Genomic DNA, 17,410 nt, shown 5'->3' with positions numbered 1-17,410 from the left:
TTCACGTGTCGGGAGGGCGGGGCGCCTCCGGTGGGCGTCGGTATGAGCAGCCTCCGACGGCGCGCGGGCGAGAACCAGGCCGCCGTTCACCTGGGTGTGTGACACCCCCTGTCGGCCCGGCGCCGGCGTGCCGGACGGGTGTGGCGCGTGCTCGTGCTCGTGCTCTCCGAGCTGGTCACCAACGCCGTCGTCCACAGCGCCACTGCCCAGGTGCAGGTGGAGTTGTGGGCTGAGGACGGCACCGTGACGGTGACTGTGCTCGACGACGGCGCGCCGCCACCGGCCGATCAGCCGGAGTTGCGTGCGGCCGGGCACGGCACCCACCCGTTGACGCTGTCCGGCCTCGCCGACAAGCAGGGCGTGCCGGCCGGGCAGCAGACCCACGTACAGGACATCGTCGACGAGGTCGAACGCCAGGATCTGCGCGACGTCGTCCTGGTCGGGCACAGCTACTCGGGCATCCCTGTCGGTCAGGCCGCCGAGCGGATCGGCGACCGGCTGGCCCGCGTGGTCTTCGTCGACTCCAATGTTCCGGCCGACGGCGAGTCGTTCGTCTCCGGCTGGTGGGAGGGCCCTGCGAAGCTGGAGGCTTCGATCGCCGGGAACGGCGGATACTGGGCACCGCTGACCGCGGCCGACTTCGACGGCCAGGGCCTCACCGATGAGCAGATCGCACGGATCGTGGGCGGCTCGACGCCGCACCCGGGTACCTCTCTGGCCGAGCCGGCCGTGCTGGCACGGCCACTCGGCGAGCTTCCGGCGACGTACATCAAGTGCCTGCTCGACGGCGCCGAGCCGAGCGACGACGTGGCCAAACTGCTCACCGGCGAGCACTGGCGGCTGGTCGAGATGAACACCGGCCACTGGCCGATGTTCTCCCAGCCACTCTGGCACGGATCCTGCACCAGTCAGCCGTGGAATCCTGAGCTACGGCCAGCGCGTGGCGCCACTTCAGTGGCCTGCCCTCCAGGCGGAGGCTCCTGACGGAGTCCACGCTGACGTCCCGGGTGATCGGACACTTCGCGTCGGCCCCGCTCTGGAGTCGGGTCAGGATGAGCGGCGGATTGCGGGGGTACTCGGAAGGCTGGTTGCGCAGGGCCGGCAGGACTGGAGCGACGCCCAGGACGAGCGGCGTCAGGTCGGCCGGTCGCGCCGTTGCGCACAGTGGCGCGAGAGGCGCGATCGGCGCGAGAGGCGCGATCGGCCAACGGCGCCGCTGGCGAGGGCCGTCAGCGCTTGGTGAAGCGGTAACCGGCGTGGTGCAGGTGGTCGTCCTGGAACTCGCCGAAGGCCCAGAAGCCCAGGTCGTCCAGGTAGTCGATGCGGGTGCCGTTGATCCAGTAGCGGCCCTGGTAGGCGCTGGGGCGATCGCCGCGTGCCTCGTCGTAGCGCCCGTCGGGCAGCAGTTCCTGGCGTACGAAGTCGTTCTCGTCGACCCACATGCCCACATAGGCGTGTGCCGGGTCGTGGACGGGTGCCTCGTCGGTGGCGGGGGTGGCGGTCTCGGCCTCGTCCAGGGGTCGGCCGTTCCAGAGGCGGACTTCTCCGCCGACGACCAGGACGTCCAGGTGAGTGCCGCGGCCCGGTACCGCGCCGGGCGGGGTGCCGGGGGCGTCGGCGAGCCGGAGGACGGCGATGTCGGCGGCTTCCCCCGGGGTGAGAGCGCCGCTCTTGTGGGGCTCGCTGAAGTCGGTGGCGGCCGGCAGGACGAGGGTGCCCGCGCAGTCGATGACGATCATGTTGTCGTCGCCCGCTGCGGTCAGCAGGCCCGGGCCGACTCCCACGATCACGGAGCCGCCGATGAGGACGTCGGCCTCCTGCCAGTCGCCCATCAGCCGGTTGCCGGTCACGACCGTTCCGCCGGTCAGCAGCAGCGGCCGCCCCTGGGGGTCTCGGAGTTCGTACAGGGCAGCGTCGTCACGGCGCGGGCTCGTAGCAGTGGTGGCGGTGTTCGTCATGGCAATACCTGTCTCAATGGTTGGTGGGTGGGCCCGGGGGTCTCTATGCGTCCCAAAGGACCTGATGTCAGATTCACGGTTGGCGCGTTGCACATCCAGGCCGTGCATTTCCTGGGTGTGTGCCACCCCCTCTGCGGAGCGTGGGGCTGCATGCGGAGCGTGGGTCGGCGGCTCGGCGGGCGGACACCGCACCGGGGGCGGCGCTCAGTCGGTGGTGAGGTTCAGCACGTGCTCGCGCGAGGCCCGCATCTGCGCGAACATGTCGCCGGCCAGGGCGACTTCGGCGGGAGGCCTGCCCATGTGAGGCCGGGGGCCGGGCGCGCAGACCCGCAGCGCGGAGAGGGGCCGTCCACAACGCTGGGTGCGCGGCACCCGGGAAGCCCTCACCTGGGGTGACTGCGGCCTGGTTGCTCCGCGCCGCAGGGCCGACTGTAGAGCCATGACCAGCAACGAAATACCCCGCGATCCGCATCCGTACGTCGGGATGTGGGTGACCGCGGACGGGTTCATCCGCCAGGAACTGCTGCCGAACGGCCGCTACGACGAGGCGCGCGGCAACCGCCGGAGCGCCTACACCGGCGGCTATACCGTCACCGCCAGCCACATCGACTACGTCGACGACACCGGCTTCACCGCCACCGGTGACGTCCGCGACGGGATTCTCTTCCACGAGCACCTGGTGCTCTACCGCGAAGGTGACCGGCGCGCCCGCGAAGGAGCCTGACCATGGCCGGATCCGGACTGGATGCCCTCAAGCAGTAATCGGCTGCGGCCTTGCCCCCTGATCAGCAGCCGACGCGGTTGAAGCACCGACTCGCCGCGTCGGCTGCTTCCTATGACAGGGGATTCTGTTCATGGCCACGCTGTCGTCGATGCCGCGTTGGTTGCGCAGGTCGCTCAGCGCGGTGCGCTTGATGTCCAGGGGGCCGCCTCCAGCGCGTACACGGCGCTCAACTGCCGCCGCACGCAGCAGACTTCCTCTGAGTACGTGTCTGGCCACACGGACAGGGAACTACGTGTCGCTGGGGACCCGGTCGGCTTCGGTCTGCGGCCGCGCGGGTTCGCGGTGGTCGGCCCGGGAGCGGAGCTCGGCGAAGGCGGCGGCGGTTGTGCTGGCGGGTGCGGCCTGGTAGACGACCAGCTGCTGGTGCGGGGCTTCGTTGACGGTGAAGGCGGAGAACTGGATTTCCAGGTCGCCGACCTGGGGGTGCTTGAGGTTCTTCGCCTGCCGGGTCTTACCCCTCACATCGTGCCGCGCCCACAACTCGGTGAATTCCGCGCTCTTCGCGCTAAGCGTCTCGACGACTTCGGTGATACGCGGGGAGTCCGGGTCATGTCCGTAGGCCGCGCGGATTTCGGCGACGCACGCGTGCGCGGCCTTCTCCCAGTCCTGGTAGAAGTCACGTCCCGCCGGGTCCAGGAACACCATGCGGGCCAGGTTGTCGAACCGCTCGAATCCGCTGTGCAGAGCCGTGGCGAGGGCGTTCTGCGCCAGCACGTCCAGGGCAGGGCCCAGGACGAATGCGGGGGTGTCGGGCCAGCTGTCGAGCAACTGGAGCAGCTGCGGGCTGATCCGGTCGTGGCCGGCGGGAAGGCTCCGGCGTTCCTGGCGTGCCCGGGTGAGTCTGCGCAGGTGGTCGGTGGCCTCCTCATCAAGGTGGAGGGCGGTGGCGACGGCGTCGATGACCTGGGGCGAGGGGCTGGTCTCCCGGCCCTGTTCCAGACGCATGTAGTAGTCGGAGCTCACACCGGCCAGCATGGCGACTTCCTCGCGTCGCAGCCCGGGCACCCGCCTGCGACCATGCTCGGGCAGGCCCACATCCTGTGGCTTGAGGGCTTCGCGCCGTGCTCTGAGGAACTCTCCCAGAGGAGTGCTGTCGCTCATGGTCCCAGGCTAGTCGAGGAAGGAGTGCCGGGCTCAGGCGGTGGGGCCCGGTTCGCTGTGCACGGTGGCCAGCAGCTGGTGGGCCGCCGGGCTGACCCGCTCGCGCGGGGCGGGCCGGGTCTCTCGGTGCTGGATGGGGCGCCGGTTCGCCAAATCGAACAGGTGCGCGCGTTCGGTGTCGTCAAGTCGCAGCGCGGTTCGCCGGCGACTCGAGGATCTCCGGCGAGGCGCTACGGCTGCGGCGCTGTTCCAGGCGCGTGTAGTAGTCGACGCTGGGGCCCGCCGGCTGGGCGAGCTCCTCCCGGCGCAGGCCCGGTACGCGCCGCCGGGAGGTCCTCGGCATTCCCGCCTCGGCGGGGGTGAGCCGGCCGCGGCACGAACGGAGAAACTCTCCCAGCTCCACGATGTGGTTCATGGCGTCATTCTCCTTCGCGTCCACCCTGGTGGGGAGCGGTGAGGGTAGCCCTGGCGCACCCGGGAAACGCAGGGCCGGGCTTCGTCCTCGTGGAGCCGCGAGCGCGCACTCAGTCGGTGCCCATCGCGGTGTCCTGCGCGGGCACGGGGATGGCGCTCAGAGAGCCGAGCAGGGCAAGGGCGTCGGCGGAAGTGCTGCCCGGTTCGGCTTGGTAGACGACGAGTTGCTGACCGGGCGCGCTGTTCACGGTGAAGGCCTCGTAATGCAGCTCCAGGTCGCCGACTTCGGCGTGATGGAAGCGCTTGGCCTCGCGGGTCTTGCCCCGCACGTCGTGCCGAGCCCACAGGGCGCGGAAGTCGGCACTCTTCATGGACAGTTCGCCGACGAGTTCGATCAGTCGCGGGTCCTCGGGGTCGATGCCGGCCGCCCGCCGCAGTATGGCCACGCATGATTCGGCGGCACGGTCCCACTCGCGGTAGAAGTCGTGCGCGGCCGGGTCCAGGAACGTCATGCGGAGCAGGTTGTCGGAGTAGGTGAAGCCTGCGTACAGGGCGCCTGCGAGCTGGTTGCGCGCCAGGATGTCCAGGGCGTGGCCCAGGACGAAGGCGGGCGTGTCGCTCCAGGTGTCGACGAGCCGCCGCAAGTGAGGGGTGACGCGTTCGACGCGGGGCGCGCGGCGCGTACGGCGCGTGGTCGGGGTGGCCACGCGGTACAGGTGAGCCACCGCTTCGTCGTCCAGCCGCAGAGCTCGCGCGACGGCTTCGAGTACCTGCTGGGACGGGTGCCGTTCGCGGCCTTGTTCCAGGCGCATGTAGTAGTCGGCGCTCACCCCGGCGAGCGCGGCGACTTCTTCGCGGCGCAGACCGGGCACCCTGCGGCGGCCGGATGTGGGAAGCCCCCTGTCTTCGGGACGCAGTTGGGCACGCCGTGCGCGGAGGAAACCTCCCAGCGCGTTCTCGGCGGCGGGGCGCTTGTCTGTGTCCATGGTGTCGAGGCTAGGGCGGCCCGACGCCGTGTGGTGGGGGTGAAGGGGGGTGTGCTTCACCTAGGAGACGCACCCCCCGGATATCCACGGGGCGGTCGCCTGCCGGTGGTGCCACGGGGGCTTCGTCCCTCATCCCACGTGAGCCGTACGGGCGGTGGCGGGCAGGTTCGGTGACGTTCAGCCCCTCGGACCGGGTGCCGGGCCCGAGGAAGATCGCCGAGGCACTGTGCCTCTGGGTACCGCCCCACTCCGGCGGCCACGTCGCCAGGATCCGATCTGTCCGGCGGCGACGCGGCGGCAAACATGCCGGCTCAGCGGAAAGGGGGCATCCGCAGCCTGGGAGTGCTACTCCCAGGACACTCGGCCTAGCGTGCACGCACGGTCGCTGGGAGTTCACCGCGACTGCCTGACCGGCTGAGCGGTACATGCTGCGGACCGCCGGGGCGGCTGCCCCCGGCCGTCCCGTCCCGGGCTGGGCGGCTGTGGTGCGGGATTCCGAGACCCCGTCCCGCTCGCCCGCTCGGCCGTCGCTCGACGCCACCGGGGACGACGTGCGGCTTCACCACGCGTGTGATGCATTTGACGGAGTGGACGACCCGCGGTACTACCCGGGCCCGACCCTTGGCGGGCCTTTCTCCACAGGCGGTCTACGCGCAGGAGCGGAGACGGGCTGTGACAAGGAGGAGCCATGTCCGACACGACGAAAGCGGCCCGGCACTTGAGCGGCCTGCGGAACGCTCGCTACGGCGAGGTCCTTCTCATCTCGCCGGGTGAGGACGGTCGTCTCAAGGCAGCCGTCTATAACACCTTCGGTCTCAACGACTGTCCGCCGGAGCGGTGGAACGCTCTCGACCCCCGTGCGCTGGCGGAGCAGTTCAAAGTGCCGATGGTGTTCCTGAACGGACCCCGCTTCTGGACGATCGACGAGGTCACGGCGTTCGAGTGGGGGGACACCGCGATGTTCGACGGCCTGGAGGCCCGCTGCGTGGCCGAACTCCGCATCCCCGCGGAGATCGACCTCACCGGGGCGACGGCCAAGAAGTTCTACGTCGATTCCACGGTGAAACGGGACACCGAGTACGTTCTGTCCAGCGGCAAACCGGTGCACGCGCTGGTCGCCCCGGGCGACCGCACGTACGTCCTGCAGGCGTACTCCCACACCGTGGACGACAGCCAGACGATGGACTCCCTGGCCACGCTCGGCCAACGGCTGCGACTCCCGCATGGCTGGCAGTATCGGGTCCATACCCCTGAAGACGACCTTGTCGTGCGGACTGTCGCGGGAGATGCCCACGTCGTGCAGGACGAACTGGAGAACACCTACATGCTCCTCGCCCACTGAGCCGTGGCCCGGCGGCAGGCGCGCTGCGATCCTTGAGGTCAGGCGCGTAGGCGGGCAGTTGGTGCCGCAGGTCAGCGCACCGTCTTGAGGGCCACCGGCGGCAGTGACGAAGCCCAGTCCAGTCCAGTCCAGTCCAGTCCCAAGCCGCCCGCCGCCATCACTTCGCCCCGCCGACCACGGCCGAGCGGGTCGGCACCCGGGGGTGCCGACCCGTCGGCTCAGGCAGCTCGTGGCGGTTGCGTCGCGCTTACGCGGCGTAGCTCCGTGCGCACTCCAGCACACGTGGCTCCAGCAACTGGCCGAGGCCCAGAGCCTGCTGGGCGCAGGCCACGAGGGTCGTCTCTGCTGTCATCACACCCTCGGGACGATTGACAATGACGGTGTCGGGGTCGAGCCCGGGCAATGCGTCGAGCGCCAACGAGTAGATGTCCGCGAGCATCTCTGAGGACGGGTCGTCCATCTTCATGTCCATATGGTCCGCAAACCCCGCCTTGGGCTGGATGTTCATGACCCAGAGGAGGGTGAACAGCGCAACCCGCGCGACCAGTTCACCGTTGCCCTGACGGTGCGCTGCGCGCCCGACTGCCGTCAGCCACTTCCAGGGCCGGTCGATGCCACTGTCGCCGGTCCGTATCTGCGCCAGACCTGCTTCCTGCAGGCTCAGAGCTCCGGCGGCCTCGGCGATCGCGAGCGCCCCCATCCGCACCCCCCGGTCGTCCGTGGCCACTAGAAAACGCGACAGGAGATGTGCCGCGTTGGCAAGATCCTCGTCGTCGACCGTCAGCGGCCTTGGAACGGCCTGCGGCTGTGTCTTCTTGCTGAACAGTCCCATGTGGGTGAATCCCCCCATCCGGGAACGAGCCAGGCGCAGTTCAGCACCGGCGCGTGCCCCTCCTTGCCCGGCTCCGGAATGCACGCGAAAGCTGCGAGATCCGGCCAGGGTCCAACAATGTCCCGTGGCCGGAAGGGGACGTCAAGGGAAGTCAGGAATGATTGCGAACCCTTATACTCCTGCTCGAATCTGACTGAAGCACAGGTATCGCCAGATCACTCCACATTCACTCCGGCGTGCGCCCCCTTGGTGTACCCGCTCCTCCCCCTGGGACTGCGAGCATGGCACGACCAATGTGGTGGTGCTGAGCGGGCAGATCGGCGTCCACCCCTACCCTCAGGGCCCGCTGGGCGCGCATGGGCGCCCTGCCTCCCCGTCGCGGCCATCACGCTCTAGAAACCGCGAGGGAGCAATGGCAGACTGTTCACTCCACGAGGTCATGCATATGCGACAAGTGAACTGCGGCACGGCGGACTACCGGATCGTGTGGAGGTCACCAGCGTGCAGGAAGCACCACCTTCGTCGCCGGTATCCCCGAGCCTGATCTTTGTAGGAGGAGTACACGGCCGCACAGGCACGAGCGTGGTGAAGCGTCTGTTGTGTACTCATCCCGAGGTGAGTGCCGTCGGCGGCGGTGAGACGCGCATGCTGGAGGCGGTAAACGATCTGTGGCCGATGCTGCTCGCGAGCCTCGGCTATACGCCCGGCGGGGCGAGTACCGCGTTGGCCGCGTTCGCGCGTCACGTGCGGGAGACCCTGGGCGAGGCGAATGATCTGCAGGAGGCGCTGGAGCATCTTTTTGATGGGTGCGGGCTCACGATCTGCGTCTCGTAGGGCGCGCGCGGTCTCCGATGCCGGCGCCGATGCAAGAACCCGATCTGGCACGGGCGTTGGGCAGATTCATTGCTGAGGCGTTCCGCCTGGTGGCCTTGGACCCCTTACGGCCTGTGCTGTGTGAGAAGACGCCGAGCAACGCGCAGTACGTTCGTCGCCTGCAGCTCCTTCTGCCCGAGTCGCGGGTGGTGGTCATGGTGCGTGATCCGATGGCCGTTGCTCTTTCCCATACGCAGCGCGACTGGGGCCCGACCGATCCTGTCGAGGCGGCCGCATACACGGCCGCTTACTTCCGGTGCTGGCGGGAGTTCGCGCCTCACGCCCAGAACTGCTTCGTGGTGCGGCACGAGGACTTGGTCGCCGAGCCGGCTCGGACTCTGAGTGCCGTCATCCGCTTCCTGGGCCTACGTCAGGATGCTGCCTGGTTGCGGTGCGCCAGTGATGAGATCCGCCCCAGCACAGACCGTGTCGGCGCGCTGCCGGACGTGGTGGCCGCGCAGATGCGCGCCCGACTGGCCGAGGAGGCACGGGAGTTCGGTTACCCCGTAGTCAGCGGTGCTCGATGAGCAGCGGCAACGCGCATCTGTCTGTTCCGGGGGCGTGCGGACCGCCGACTCAGCCGTGCTGGTCGGGGAGCGAGCCCGAGTGTGGCTCGGGTTCGCCGGAACATGTTCCCTTGACCCGCCCTTTCATGCCGTCGCTGCCTGAGCTGATTCCCTTGCTGGAAGGAATCTGGGAGCGCGGCTGGGTCACCAATGACGGGCCGGTGCTGGGCCGGTTCGAGGCGGCGCTCCAACAGATCTTGGGCTGGCACAACGTGGCCGCAACGGCTAACGGGACCCTGGCCCTGCAGTTGGCGTGCCGTGCACTTCGGCTTGAGGGAGAGGTGGTCACTGCGGCGTTCACCTTTCCGGCCACGACGCAGGCGCTGCGGTGGAACGGACTGGTGCCCGTGATGGCGGATGTGGAGCCTGCCCATCTGACCCTTGACCCAGCGGCTGTCTCGGCGGCCGTCACTTCCCGCACGAGTGCCGTCCTGGCCGTCCATACTTTCGGGCATCCGGCCGATGTGGAAGGGCTCCAGAAGGTAGCGGATCGCCATGGTCTCGCTCTCCTCTACGATGCCGCGCCTGCGGTGGGTGTGCGGGTGGGTGGTGCTCCTGTCACGGCGTTCGGCGATGCGAGCGCCGTCAGCTTCCATGCCACCAAAGTGATGCATACGCTCGAGGGCGGTGCGGTCTGTACCCGGCATCCTGAGGTGGCCGGGGCTGTGCGCCGGCTGCGCAATTTCGGGTTGGCCTGGGCCGGAGACGCTCTCGAGTACGGCACGAATGCCAAGTTGAACGAATTGCAGTCTGCGGTGGGCTTGTTGGTCCTCAATGCGCTGGGCGGGGAGATCAGTCGGCGCGCTGTTGCGATGGAGGTGTACGGCAGGCTCCTTGCCGGCATACCCGAGGTACATCTCATGCGGCCTGCCCACGGCGTGCACAGCAATCATGCGTATGCGGTAGTTCGTCTACGTTCCGGTGGACACCCACTCGCGGATCGGGTTCATACGCATCTGCTGAGAAACGGAGTCAACAGCAAGCGGTATTTCGGTCCGGGTTATCGGGCAGGAGGAACTGTCATGCGCGAGGCCACACCGGTGGCAGACAGTGCGGCCGAGGACGTGCTGTGTCTGCCGCTGTGGGGGGCTATTCCCCGCTCTGCCCTCGGGCGGATCGCCGAACTCGTCGGCGAGGCCGTGGCATGAAGGGTAAGCGCCGCTTATGGGTCCGCAACCCGCCGTGTGAAGAGCTCCTCGGGCGTGTTGCGAGCGGCGGTGGCGTGGCTTTCGCCAAACGCACCCACGGCGTGTGGGATCACCTCGCCCTGCTCCATACCGGGGGCTGGCGGGCCGATGGCTGGCGACGGTGCGATCAGATGATCTTCAAGCGGCCCATGGAATCCACGGAGCGGGTTCGCGGGGAGCGGCGGGCGTATCTGGGCTACCTGGACGAACTTCTGCAAGATGTGGTGGACCCTCCGGCCGACCCGCGTTGGATACAGACGATCAGCCTCGATCTGGAGTATCTGACCAGGAAACTGCAGCGGCCTGCTTTCGACCTGAGGATCGGCGTAGATCCACGGCTGCTGCGCTATTGGGACTGGGACTACTCCTATGCCGATCTGGTAGATCGATTCGCCCTGACCGACCGGCCCTTCCAGTTCGCTCAGACGCTCACCGCCGGCCTCGTCTCGTGTTCCCTCCTGGAACTCCCGCAGATCGCTCGGGACCGTCACGTCATCCTCGTGGCACCGGAAAAGATGCGTGACCTGGCCGAACGCTGGCGTCTCGATCCTGCTCACTTCACCTTTTGCCCTTCGCCGGCGTGGCCGCACGCACGCCCCAACGGGTCTCTCTTCACCGATCCCGTCCTACCGGCACTGCAGACCCATCGCATCCGGCGCGATCTGTTGGTGCAGCTTCGCTCTGTTCGCTCCACCCGCCCTCGCCTCTATCTGTTTGAGCTGGGAACGTGCGCGCAATGGCTCATCGCACGCCTGTTCCGTACGCAACCCTCTGATTCCTACCTGGACATGGGCCGCTGTCTTGAGGCGTGGTATCCCGACACACCGTGGCCGTTGAAGGCCCCGGTGGCGGCTGTCTACCGGCGTGCCGCGCGGGCCTACTACGGGGACCGCCGCTATCTGCTCCTACGGGCACGAGCATGACCCGCCCTCTCGTCCTGACGAGCTCGACCAGCGGCGTCGGCATCGCTGCGCAGCAGGCCGCCGCGGTGAGCTCTCACACCTACGTCATCACCGGTATCAGTACTTGGCCTGCTCGTCTCCTGTCCGGTCTTCGTGCGCTTCCCAGTCCTGCGACCCAGGACCGTGAAGCCTTCCAGGAACGGGTGCTGACGCTCGTCGAGGAAGTCGGGCCGTGCTTGGTGGTGGCCGGCAGAGATGAGGACGCGACCGTGCTCGGCCAGGTCGCCGATGACCTTGCCGCCCGCGGTGGGGTACTGGGAAATGGGCCGCCTCACACTGTTCAGGCCGCCTACGACAAGGCGTTGACCAGTTCTCTGTTCGCTGGCTCAGCACTCTCGATCGCCATGACCGCGGCCACTGTGCGCGACGCGCTCTGCTTGGCCGGCACGGTGGGCTGGCCCATCCTGGTCAAGCCCCGGTGCGGGAACGCCTCGCGCGGTGTGCGCCTTGCAGACAACGCCGAGACGCTGCGGGCCTGTTTCCGCCCCGGCATCGATATTGCGCAGGAATTGCTGCCTTTTGACTCCCAGGACCGTCGGCCTTGGGACCGCCGTGCTCACCTCTTGAGGCAGGACGGCGAGTACTCGGTGCAGGTCCTGATCGGGCCTCGCGGGCAAGACCTTGGATGCTTTGTCAGCCGCAACAACCTGGTCGACGGTGTCCCCCACCTCGTTGAGATCGTCGATGACGCGTTGAGCAGGCTCGTGTCCCGGCATGCTCGGGAGGCGCTCAGTCATCACGGAGCATGGGGCGCGTGGAACTTCCAGGGTCGGCGAACGCCGGACGGTGACATCCGTATCTTCGAAGTCAACGCCCGGTTCACTGGGCTCACCGGAATGCGGTCATGGCTGGGCTTCAACGAGTTGGACCTGCTGTATGAAGGTCTCGTTCTCCAGCAGGAGACCTGCCCCCCACCCTGTCCTCCGGCGGGGCTGCTGATCGAGCTGTCCACTGCGGCAGGTGGCCGTCCAGCAAAGGAAGCCGCACCGTACGCAGAAGCTGCAAGGTGATCACCGCAGTGAGCGGCGCTGCGGGCTATCTCGGCAGCGCCGTGGCCAGAACGTTGGGAGAGACGGGCAGGGAGAGCCGTCTCGATCTTGGGCGGCTGGAGCGTCTGGCTCCCGGAACGCTCGACTGCCGGGCAGTGGTTCACTGCGCCGGATCCTTGCGCGGCCAACCAGCCACGCGGATTTGGGCCGACAACGTCACCGCGACCGCCGCGTTGCTCGCCGCCGTGCGCGCCGACACCGTGATCGTGTTTTCCTCCTCGCGTGCGGCCGCCGATCCCGCGCAGGACCTCTATGCCCGCAGCAAGTCTGCTGCCGAGATGCTGACCAGTGCGCATCCAGGCCCTGCATGGCTGATCCGCCTCACAGTCCTCGCCGGTCCCTCACCGCGCGGGACCGGCGGATCATTCCTGACGCGCATGGCAGGTGCCGCACTGCGCACCAGCACAATCACCATCCCGCCCCACGACCGCTTTGTGGATCTTCTCGATGTCCGCGAGGCAGCTGCTGTGATGTCTGCGCTCACAGAGCTGCCTGTCGCATGGCCCGGTCCCGTCGCGGCCACCACCGGGCCGTTGGCTCTTGGCGCACTCGCCGAGCTGACGGCCGCCGCAGTCCGGGACCTGACGGGTCGCCGAGTCCGGATTGCGCAGACCCTTTTGTCGGCGGGCCGCCGTCAGCCACCCGCATGCCCCACCGGATGGAATGAACTGCGCTCCCTGGTGCGGATCCCGCCGGTCCCGGTGGAAAGCACCGTGCACGACACCGTAGCTGCCCTCGCCACCCCAACGGAGCATGCCGATGACCGGCGCTGAGAATCCCAGAATAGTCTTCGTTGCCGCGGGGCCCGGTCGCTCAGGCGCCGATGCAACAGTGCGAGCAGTCAGTACCCATCCCGCGACGACCTCTCCCCAGAACTGCGGACTACCCGTGATCGCAGATCTCACCCAACTCCTTGCCCACTCACCATGCGACGGGCAGACATGGCTTCCCCGCCGCGCGGCGCAGGCCTTGACCGATTTCACGAACCGTCTGGCCGCCACATCGGATGCGGGACGTCACGCCGCGGCCAGCCTCAAGGAGGCCACGGGGGCTCAGTCGGTCACCATCCCGGTCTACGGTCACCTACTCATGCCGCGGCCCCTGCCCCGCCCCCGGTGGCAATCACTGGTCCGGCAGTCACTTCTCATGCTGGCGGGCGACGCTTCCCACCTCATTGTCAAAGTCGGACCCCACATAGCCCGACTCATTACGGATATCCTCCAGCCTGAGGATTGCCTGCTCTACGCCATGCGCCATCCGGTCGAAACTGTCATCGGCCTCGCCACGTCCCAGGTGGACGGAATGCGGCCTGCCGAGGCAGTCCACTTTGTCGAAACATCCCTCATCCACGCTCGTACCGTCCTTGCCGCTGTCAGCGCCTCAACTCACGTGGTCCAGCTGGAACAGCTCGTTTCCACGCCGGACACCGTCCTGGAGGAAGTCGCACGCACGGCCCAACTCCCGGGCGCCGACTGGCAGGGACACGCCCGAGACACGCTCCCCCAAGACATCGAATGCATCCCCCGCTGGGAACACCCGCACTGCCGCGGCTATCAGGACCGACTAGCGGCGCTCGCCTCGGCGTGGAACTACGCATGAACGTCCTGCCGACCCTTACGGCCCGCGAACAAGCGACCGCGGAGAGCTGGCTTTCGCTCCTGCGCCAGTACGGCATAGCGGTAGCGCCCGCTTGGGTAGCGGGCAGTCGGCTCAACGGTCTACTGGACGAACACGAGCGCGCCTTCAATGAGGTGACCGTCGGAGTGCGCGAAGTTGACTACCGTCCAGGGATCTCCTCGCGGGCCTTACGGCTCACTGCAGCCAAAGCACACTCCTTTCCAGGAATCCGATCCTTTCTGTACGACAGCACACTGACTGCCGTAGCGGCCGACTACCTCGGAGCCGGCGCCACGGTGCACAAGTTTGCATACCTGACACAAGATGTTCCCGACCTCACTCCGGTCACAGCGCTGCACTATGACCGCAAGCACGCGCTCAAGGCATATCTTTGCCTGACCACCGCGCGCCAGGATTGGGGTGCTCCCTCATTCGTACCGGCAAGCCACCGCCGCAGTCGAATGATTCGCGAGGCACATCTCGCAGTCGGCACCCCGCAGGCACGGCTCCCCATCACTCAGGGACACGAAACGGAAGTTCCGATTCCACTGGCAGGGCCAGCAGGGACGCTGGTGCTCTTCGACACGGATTGCCTGCATCAAGGCGGCGTTGTCGAGCCAGGGAACGTACGGAGAGTGGTGCGCGGCCATTCTCACCCCTCCGCCAAGGACAACAACTGAGATGAGAGTTGACGCTCTCCGCTCTGCGCGTCCGCATGCTGCCGCGCCTCGGCCGGATGGTTGGGCTGCGCCAGTCCGGCTCGCGTCTCACGCCCGGGACGAACCGGAACTACACGGACGAGCCCGTCCGGTGCACACGCCGATGCACCGGAGGGCCCTGCCTGAGGATGCAGGCCGACGTCTTGCGGCAGCAGGCGCCCGACGGCCGGCATCAGAACGCGGAGTGGCTGAACCAGCGGGTGAGTAGGCGCTCGTCGCCCGATACCTCGAAGGCTCTGCTGTCGTAGGTACTCCTTCCGTACATGAGCAGAAGCATGTCAGCGGCCCGACCCCTGACCTTGGCGTGCTCGAGTGTCTGCCCTGACGGGGCCTCCTCCGCTCGTTGCGGCTCGATCCCGAACGTGTCGGGCCGCAGCCGGACGACCCAGCTGTCACCGTCGCTCTCACGGTCGGTGCACTCGAAACGGATGGCCTCGCCGTTCCCGCGCAAGTTCGCCACGTCTGGTGCGAAGGAGCCGGCGTAGGGCAGATTGACCAGGAACTCGTCCACGCCGTCTGCGGCCAGTGTGGCGTCGATGTCCGATGTCCGACCCACGGTCCGTTCCGCGTCGAACCGGTGCACCAGTGTTTCGAAGGCCATCCGCCGCACCCAGAACCGCGCGTGCTGGTCGGCACCCCAAGCCCACATCGGGGCGTCGGGATCGGTGGTGCGCACGAGGGCGAGGACCTCGGAGACCCCAGTTGAGAGCCACTCGGCAAGAGCGTCCTCGCGCTCCGGCAGCCCCAGCTCCACCGTGCGGTCACGTGGCGGCTCCTGGACGACTCGGGTCAGCAGAACGCTGAACCAGCGCTGCGCCGCTCCGAGGTGTCTGGTCAGATCAGCCAGCGTCCAGTCGGGGCATGTGGGGACGGCAGCGGTGGGATCTTTGGCCGTGATGGCGGCTGCGAATCGGGCGGTCTCCCGCTCGATCGCCTCGAGGTAGCGGTCGTACGGCAGCGGGTGCCCGGGGAAATGTGCGATGGTCACTCGTCCTCGCTCTGTTGGCGCGTGCGGGTTGGTCTGACGGCCGCTCGCCAGTCTCACTCCTGGAGTGCACTCGAAGGCAAACCGATCCGCCGGTCGGGGAGGCCGAGCAACAGAAAGACGCGGTGCGCCGCACCCGTTTCGGGGCGTACGACGAACAGGAGGGTGACGGCCGCGGCCACCGGTACGCCGAGCCACCAGCCCAGCAGGTGAACCAGCACACTGGCGGCCACAGCCGTGCCCAGCGCCACCCCGAAGACGGCGCCCAGCACGGCAGCGACGATACGGAGCCGCCCGGCCACCATGCCGCCGTCGGCACCGCCCGCTGCGAGCTGCCCCGACCTGACCCAGGAGACGATCAGCGCCAGCATCGCCGGGACGATCACCGCCCCCATCCCGTACAGCGTCAACGCGACAGGCGAGGCCAGCCAGTCGCCCGCGCGCGACAGTGCCTGCCCGAGGCCCGGATGCCTGGGCCAGGCCGCGAAGGTATCCCGGTCGGCGGAGAAGAACCGCTGGTAGCCCCGACCGTCCCAGCCGTGGACAAGAATGAAGAACATGCCCGCGTACCCCAGTCCTGCCTGGAGGAAGGCTGCGTACACCCGGCCGCGCGCGATCAGCCGCGCCGCGACCCAGTAGCCGAGTACGCCCTGGCTCACATTCGTCGCGGCGAACAACGCGACCAGCCATGGCGGCAGCGAGCCGTGGCCGCCGGCCGTCTGCATCGTCTCCCAGTCCGGAAAGCCCCACAGCAGCCAGGCACCGCTCGGCGCGAACAGCACGGCGCAGTACAGCGTGCTGCCCAGCAGATACGGATCCGACCATCGGCCGGCCCGGCGGGCGTCCGCACTCCTGAGCTGGTACGCAGCGGCGGTGGCGAGGCTCGCCCCTATGCCGTACGACCAGAAGACATCAACCTGGACCATCGTTCTCCCCTTTCCGGAATGACATGTCATTCCGTTCGGAAGGCAAAAGAAATGAGCGGTCCTTGCACCTCTTGCGGCCCGCGGCTCAGGCGGAGCCGAGGCCGTCGAACATGAGCGTCTCCACGGTGTGGATCCACGGCTCGCGCATGGCTTCGGGATCCGGCGCGTGCAGCAGCCGAAGCGCCCCGGTCGTGATCATCCCGTTCACGGCCAGTCCGACCACCGTGGCGTCCACATCGCGGCGCAGGAAGCCCCGGTCCTGCCCGTTGTGGATGAACGCGGCCGTGAAGGCGGCCGCCGACTCCATCACCCTCCCGGCGAAGTCCGCATCGGCCCGGTCGATTGCGATGGCGTCGTAGAACAGGATGCGGCACAACTCCGGCTCTGCGACGACGAGGTCGAACAGCTTGTTGCCGATTCGCCCGACCTGCTCCCGGTACTGCGGCAGGGTCTGCGAGGAACGCGGGTCCTCGTCGGCCAGTGCCTCGCTCACCTGCAGCAGAGCGCGTGACACCACGCTGCGCGCGATGTCCTCCTTGTTCTTGAAATACCGGTAGAACGTGCCATGCCCGGCACCGAGTTCGCGGGCGATGTCGGAGATGCCGGTCGCGTGGTAGCCGCGCTCGGCGAACACCCTCCTCGCCGCGCGAAGGATCGCCTCCCGCTTGTCGACCGCGCCACCCGTGCCAACGGCGCCTGTAGCCACGGGCGTTCCCCTCCTGCCGACGGAATGACATGTCATTCTCAAACCGGCGACCGACCCCCGTCAACCATGCGGACGCCGCGATGGCCGAAAAACCTTCGCGAGTGGCACACGCCGCAGGCTCGGCAAAACCTGATGGAGTGTGCTCCGCACCGCGTATCCGCCGCACCGCACGTTCTCGACGGTGCGTTGCAGCGGGAGAACCGTCGCGTCGCCTGCGGCCGGGACGGGCCGCGCCCGCCGACGCCGGTCTTGCCCTATGACGAGTACCCCTTCGCACAGACGCACGAGGGCGCGAGCCGGAGACCGGGGGTGCGGCGAGGGATGGTCCTCGAGGAGCTTCGGGGCGCATCCCCACGAAGAGGGCCGGCAGAGGGTGGTCGCACACGATCCTGTGGCCTGACGG

General features: G+C 68.0%; 19 protein-coding genes. 11 read left to right on the top strand and 8 right to left on the bottom strand.

Annotation, left to right across the window (positions count from 1 at the left end; all coding sequences use genetic code 11):
- Nucleotides 1–147 precede the first annotated feature (147 nt).
- Nucleotides 148–984: an alpha/beta fold hydrolase gene (locus ACH492_RS05240; RefSeq protein ID WP_398982888.1), complete on the top strand. Its 837-nt coding sequence runs from the start codon at nucleotides 148–150 to the stop codon at nucleotides 982–984.
- A 245-nt stretch (nucleotides 985–1,229) separates the two neighbouring features.
- On the opposite strand, the gene ACH492_RS05235 is transcribed toward ACH492_RS05240, so the two are convergent.
- Nucleotides 1,230–1,958, bottom strand: coding sequence for an Atu4866 domain-containing protein (locus ACH492_RS05235; protein WP_398982886.1), 729 nt, complete (start codon nucleotides 1,956–1,958; stop codon nucleotides 1,230–1,232).
- A gap of 439 nt (nucleotides 1,959–2,397) precedes the next feature.
- Between ACH492_RS05235 and ACH492_RS05230 the strand changes: the two genes are divergently transcribed.
- A complete protein-coding gene (locus ACH492_RS05230; RefSeq protein WP_398982884.1) occupies nucleotides 2,398–2,682 on the top strand; it encodes an Atu4866 domain-containing protein in 285 nt (94 codons plus the stop codon).
- A gap of 288 nt (nucleotides 2,683–2,970) precedes the next feature.
- Here the strand turns inward: ACH492_RS05230 and ACH492_RS05225 are convergent, their stop codons facing one another.
- The 3 genes from ACH492_RS05225 to ACH492_RS05215 all read right to left on the bottom strand — a co-directional run bounded on the left by ACH492_RS05225 (nucleotide 2,971) and on the right by ACH492_RS05215 (nucleotide 5,243).
- The gene (locus ACH492_RS05225; RefSeq protein ID WP_398982882.1) at nucleotides 2,971–3,843 is read right to left on the bottom strand and encodes a helix-turn-helix transcriptional regulator; all 873 of its coding nucleotides are present in this window, start codon (nucleotides 3,841–3,843) and stop codon (nucleotides 2,971–2,973) included.
- Between the two features lie 181 nt (nucleotides 3,844–4,024).
- Nucleotides 4,025–4,258: a helix-turn-helix domain-containing protein gene (locus ACH492_RS05220; RefSeq protein WP_398982880.1), complete on the bottom strand. Its 234-nt coding sequence runs from the start codon at nucleotides 4,256–4,258 to the stop codon at nucleotides 4,025–4,027.
- A 109-nt stretch (nucleotides 4,259–4,367) separates the two neighbouring features.
- On the bottom strand, nucleotides 4,368–5,243 hold the full coding sequence (locus ACH492_RS05215; protein WP_398982878.1) for a helix-turn-helix transcriptional regulator: 876 nt from the start codon (nucleotides 5,241–5,243) through the stop codon (nucleotides 4,368–4,370).
- 688 nt (nucleotides 5,244–5,931) lie between these two features.
- Here ACH492_RS05215 and ACH492_RS05210 point away from each other — a divergent pair.
- The gene (locus ACH492_RS05210) at nucleotides 5,932–6,585 is read left to right on the top strand and encodes a hypothetical protein (RefSeq protein WP_398982876.1); all 654 of its coding nucleotides are present in this window, start codon (nucleotides 5,932–5,934) and stop codon (nucleotides 6,583–6,585) included.
- 247 nt (nucleotides 6,586–6,832) lie between these two features.
- Here ACH492_RS05210 and ACH492_RS05205 read toward each other — a convergent pair whose 3' ends face one another.
- Complete coding sequence (locus ACH492_RS05205; RefSeq protein ID WP_398982874.1) at nucleotides 6,833–7,417, bottom strand: hypothetical protein; 585 nt, start codon at nucleotides 7,415–7,417, stop codon at nucleotides 6,833–6,835.
- A gap of 582 nt (nucleotides 7,418–7,999) precedes the next feature.
- Here ACH492_RS05205 and ACH492_RS05200 point away from each other — a divergent pair.
- The 8 genes from ACH492_RS05200 (at nucleotide 8,000) to ACH492_RS05165 (ending at nucleotide 14,351) form a co-directional block, all read left to right on the top strand.
- Entirely contained in the window at nucleotides 8,000–8,251 is a 252-nt protein-coding gene (locus ACH492_RS05200) for a hypothetical protein (RefSeq protein WP_398982872.1), read from the top strand.
- 17 nt (nucleotides 8,252–8,268) lie between these two features.
- The gene (locus ACH492_RS05195) at nucleotides 8,269–8,817 is read left to right on the top strand and encodes a sulfotransferase family protein (protein WP_398982870.1); all 549 of its coding nucleotides are present in this window, start codon (nucleotides 8,269–8,271) and stop codon (nucleotides 8,815–8,817) included.
- Nucleotides 8,818–8,927: 110 nt separating this feature from the next.
- A complete protein-coding gene (locus tag ACH492_RS05190) occupies nucleotides 8,928–10,004 on the top strand; it encodes a DegT/DnrJ/EryC1/StrS family aminotransferase (protein ID WP_398982868.1) in 1,077 nt (358 codons plus the stop codon).
- Nucleotides 10,001–10,966 carry a hypothetical protein gene (locus ACH492_RS05185; protein WP_398982866.1) on the top strand — a complete coding sequence of 322 codons (966 nt, stop codon included), beginning with the start codon at nucleotides 10,001–10,003 and terminating at the stop codon, nucleotides 10,964–10,966. Before ACH492_RS05190 ends, ACH492_RS05185 begins: the two co-directional genes overlap by 4 nt.
- The gene (locus ACH492_RS05180; protein ID WP_398982864.1) at nucleotides 10,963–12,015 is read left to right on the top strand and encodes a hypothetical protein; all 1,053 of its coding nucleotides are present in this window, start codon (nucleotides 10,963–10,965) and stop codon (nucleotides 12,013–12,015) included. Before ACH492_RS05185 ends, ACH492_RS05180 begins: the two co-directional genes overlap by 4 nt.
- The gene (locus ACH492_RS05175) at nucleotides 12,012–12,827 is read left to right on the top strand and encodes an NAD-dependent epimerase/dehydratase family protein (protein ID WP_398982862.1); all 816 of its coding nucleotides are present in this window, start codon (nucleotides 12,012–12,014) and stop codon (nucleotides 12,825–12,827) included. The genes ACH492_RS05180 and ACH492_RS05175 overlap by 4 nt, the downstream gene beginning before the upstream one ends.
- Before the next feature lie 115 nt (nucleotides 12,828–12,942).
- The gene (locus ACH492_RS05170; RefSeq protein ID WP_398982860.1) at nucleotides 12,943–13,653 is read left to right on the top strand and encodes a hypothetical protein; all 711 of its coding nucleotides are present in this window, start codon (nucleotides 12,943–12,945) and stop codon (nucleotides 13,651–13,653) included.
- Complete coding sequence (locus tag ACH492_RS05165) at nucleotides 13,650–14,351, top strand: phytanoyl-CoA dioxygenase family protein (protein ID WP_398982858.1); 702 nt, start codon at nucleotides 13,650–13,652, stop codon at nucleotides 14,349–14,351. The genes ACH492_RS05170 and ACH492_RS05165 overlap by 4 nt, the downstream gene beginning before the upstream one ends.
- 211 nt (nucleotides 14,352–14,562) lie before the next feature.
- On the opposite strand, the gene ACH492_RS05160 is transcribed toward ACH492_RS05165, so the two are convergent.
- From ACH492_RS05160 to ACH492_RS05150, 3 genes are all read right to left on the bottom strand, one after another.
- Entirely contained in the window at nucleotides 14,563–15,378 is an 816-nt protein-coding gene (locus tag ACH492_RS05160; RefSeq protein ID WP_398982856.1) for a maleylpyruvate isomerase family mycothiol-dependent enzyme, read from the bottom strand.
- A gap of 53 nt (nucleotides 15,379–15,431) precedes the next feature.
- The gene (locus tag ACH492_RS05155) at nucleotides 15,432–16,301 is read right to left on the bottom strand and encodes a hypothetical protein (protein WP_398982854.1); all 870 of its coding nucleotides are present in this window, start codon (nucleotides 16,299–16,301) and stop codon (nucleotides 15,432–15,434) included.
- An 85-nt stretch (nucleotides 16,302–16,386) separates the two neighbouring features.
- Nucleotides 16,387–17,007 carry a TetR/AcrR family transcriptional regulator gene (locus tag ACH492_RS05150; protein ID WP_398982852.1) on the bottom strand — a complete coding sequence of 207 codons (621 nt, stop codon included), beginning with the start codon at nucleotides 17,005–17,007 and terminating at the stop codon, nucleotides 16,387–16,389.
- Nucleotides 17,008–17,410: the final 403 nt, after the last annotated feature.

This window comes from Streptomyces sp. NPDC019443 (assembly GCF_044389785.1).
Taxonomy (GTDB): Bacteria; Actinomycetota; Actinomycetes; order Streptomycetales; family Streptomycetaceae; genus Streptomyces.
The sequence above is the reverse complement of the archived record's forward strand: the minus strand, read 5'-3'. Positions and strand labels throughout refer to the sequence as shown.

Bases quoted from the DNA above. Each gene is read 5' to 3' on its own strand.
- ACH492_RS05185 (WP_398982866.1), top strand. From the start codon at position 10,001: ATGAAGGGTAAGCGCCGCTTATGGGTCCGCAACCCGCCGTGTGAAGAG.
- ACH492_RS05215 (WP_398982878.1), bottom strand. From the start codon at position 5,243: ATGGACACAGACAAGCGCCCCGCCGCCGAGAACGCGCTGGGAGGTTTC.
- ACH492_RS05155 (WP_398982854.1), bottom strand. From the start codon at position 16,301: ATGGTCCAGGTTGATGTCTTCTGGTCGTACGGCATAGGGGCGAGCCTC.
- ACH492_RS05220 (WP_398982880.1), bottom strand. From the start codon at position 4,258: ATGAACCACATCGTGGAGCTGGGAGAGTTTCTCCGTTCGTGCCGCGGC.
- ACH492_RS05235 (WP_398982886.1), bottom strand. From the start codon at position 1,958: ATGACGAACACCGCCACCACTGCTACGAGCCCGCGCCGTGACGACGCT.
- ACH492_RS05165 (WP_398982858.1), top strand. From the start codon at position 13,650: ATGAACGTCCTGCCGACCCTTACGGCCCGCGAACAAGCGACCGCGGAG.
- ACH492_RS05230 (WP_398982884.1), top strand. From the start codon at position 2,398: ATGACCAGCAACGAAATACCCCGCGATCCGCATCCGTACGTCGGGATG.
- ACH492_RS05210 (WP_398982876.1), top strand. From the start codon at position 5,932: ATGTCCGACACGACGAAAGCGGCCCGGCACTTGAGCGGCCTGCGGAAC.
- ACH492_RS05195 (WP_398982870.1), top strand. From the start codon at position 8,269: ATGCCGGCGCCGATGCAAGAACCCGATCTGGCACGGGCGTTGGGCAGA.
- ACH492_RS05180 (WP_398982864.1), top strand. From the start codon at position 10,963: ATGACCCGCCCTCTCGTCCTGACGAGCTCGACCAGCGGCGTCGGCATC.
- ACH492_RS05205 (WP_398982874.1), bottom strand. From the start codon at position 7,417: ATGGGACTGTTCAGCAAGAAGACACAGCCGCAGGCCGTTCCAAGGCCG.
- ACH492_RS05225 (WP_398982882.1), bottom strand. From the start codon at position 3,843: ATGAGCGACAGCACTCCTCTGGGAGAGTTCCTCAGAGCACGGCGCGAA.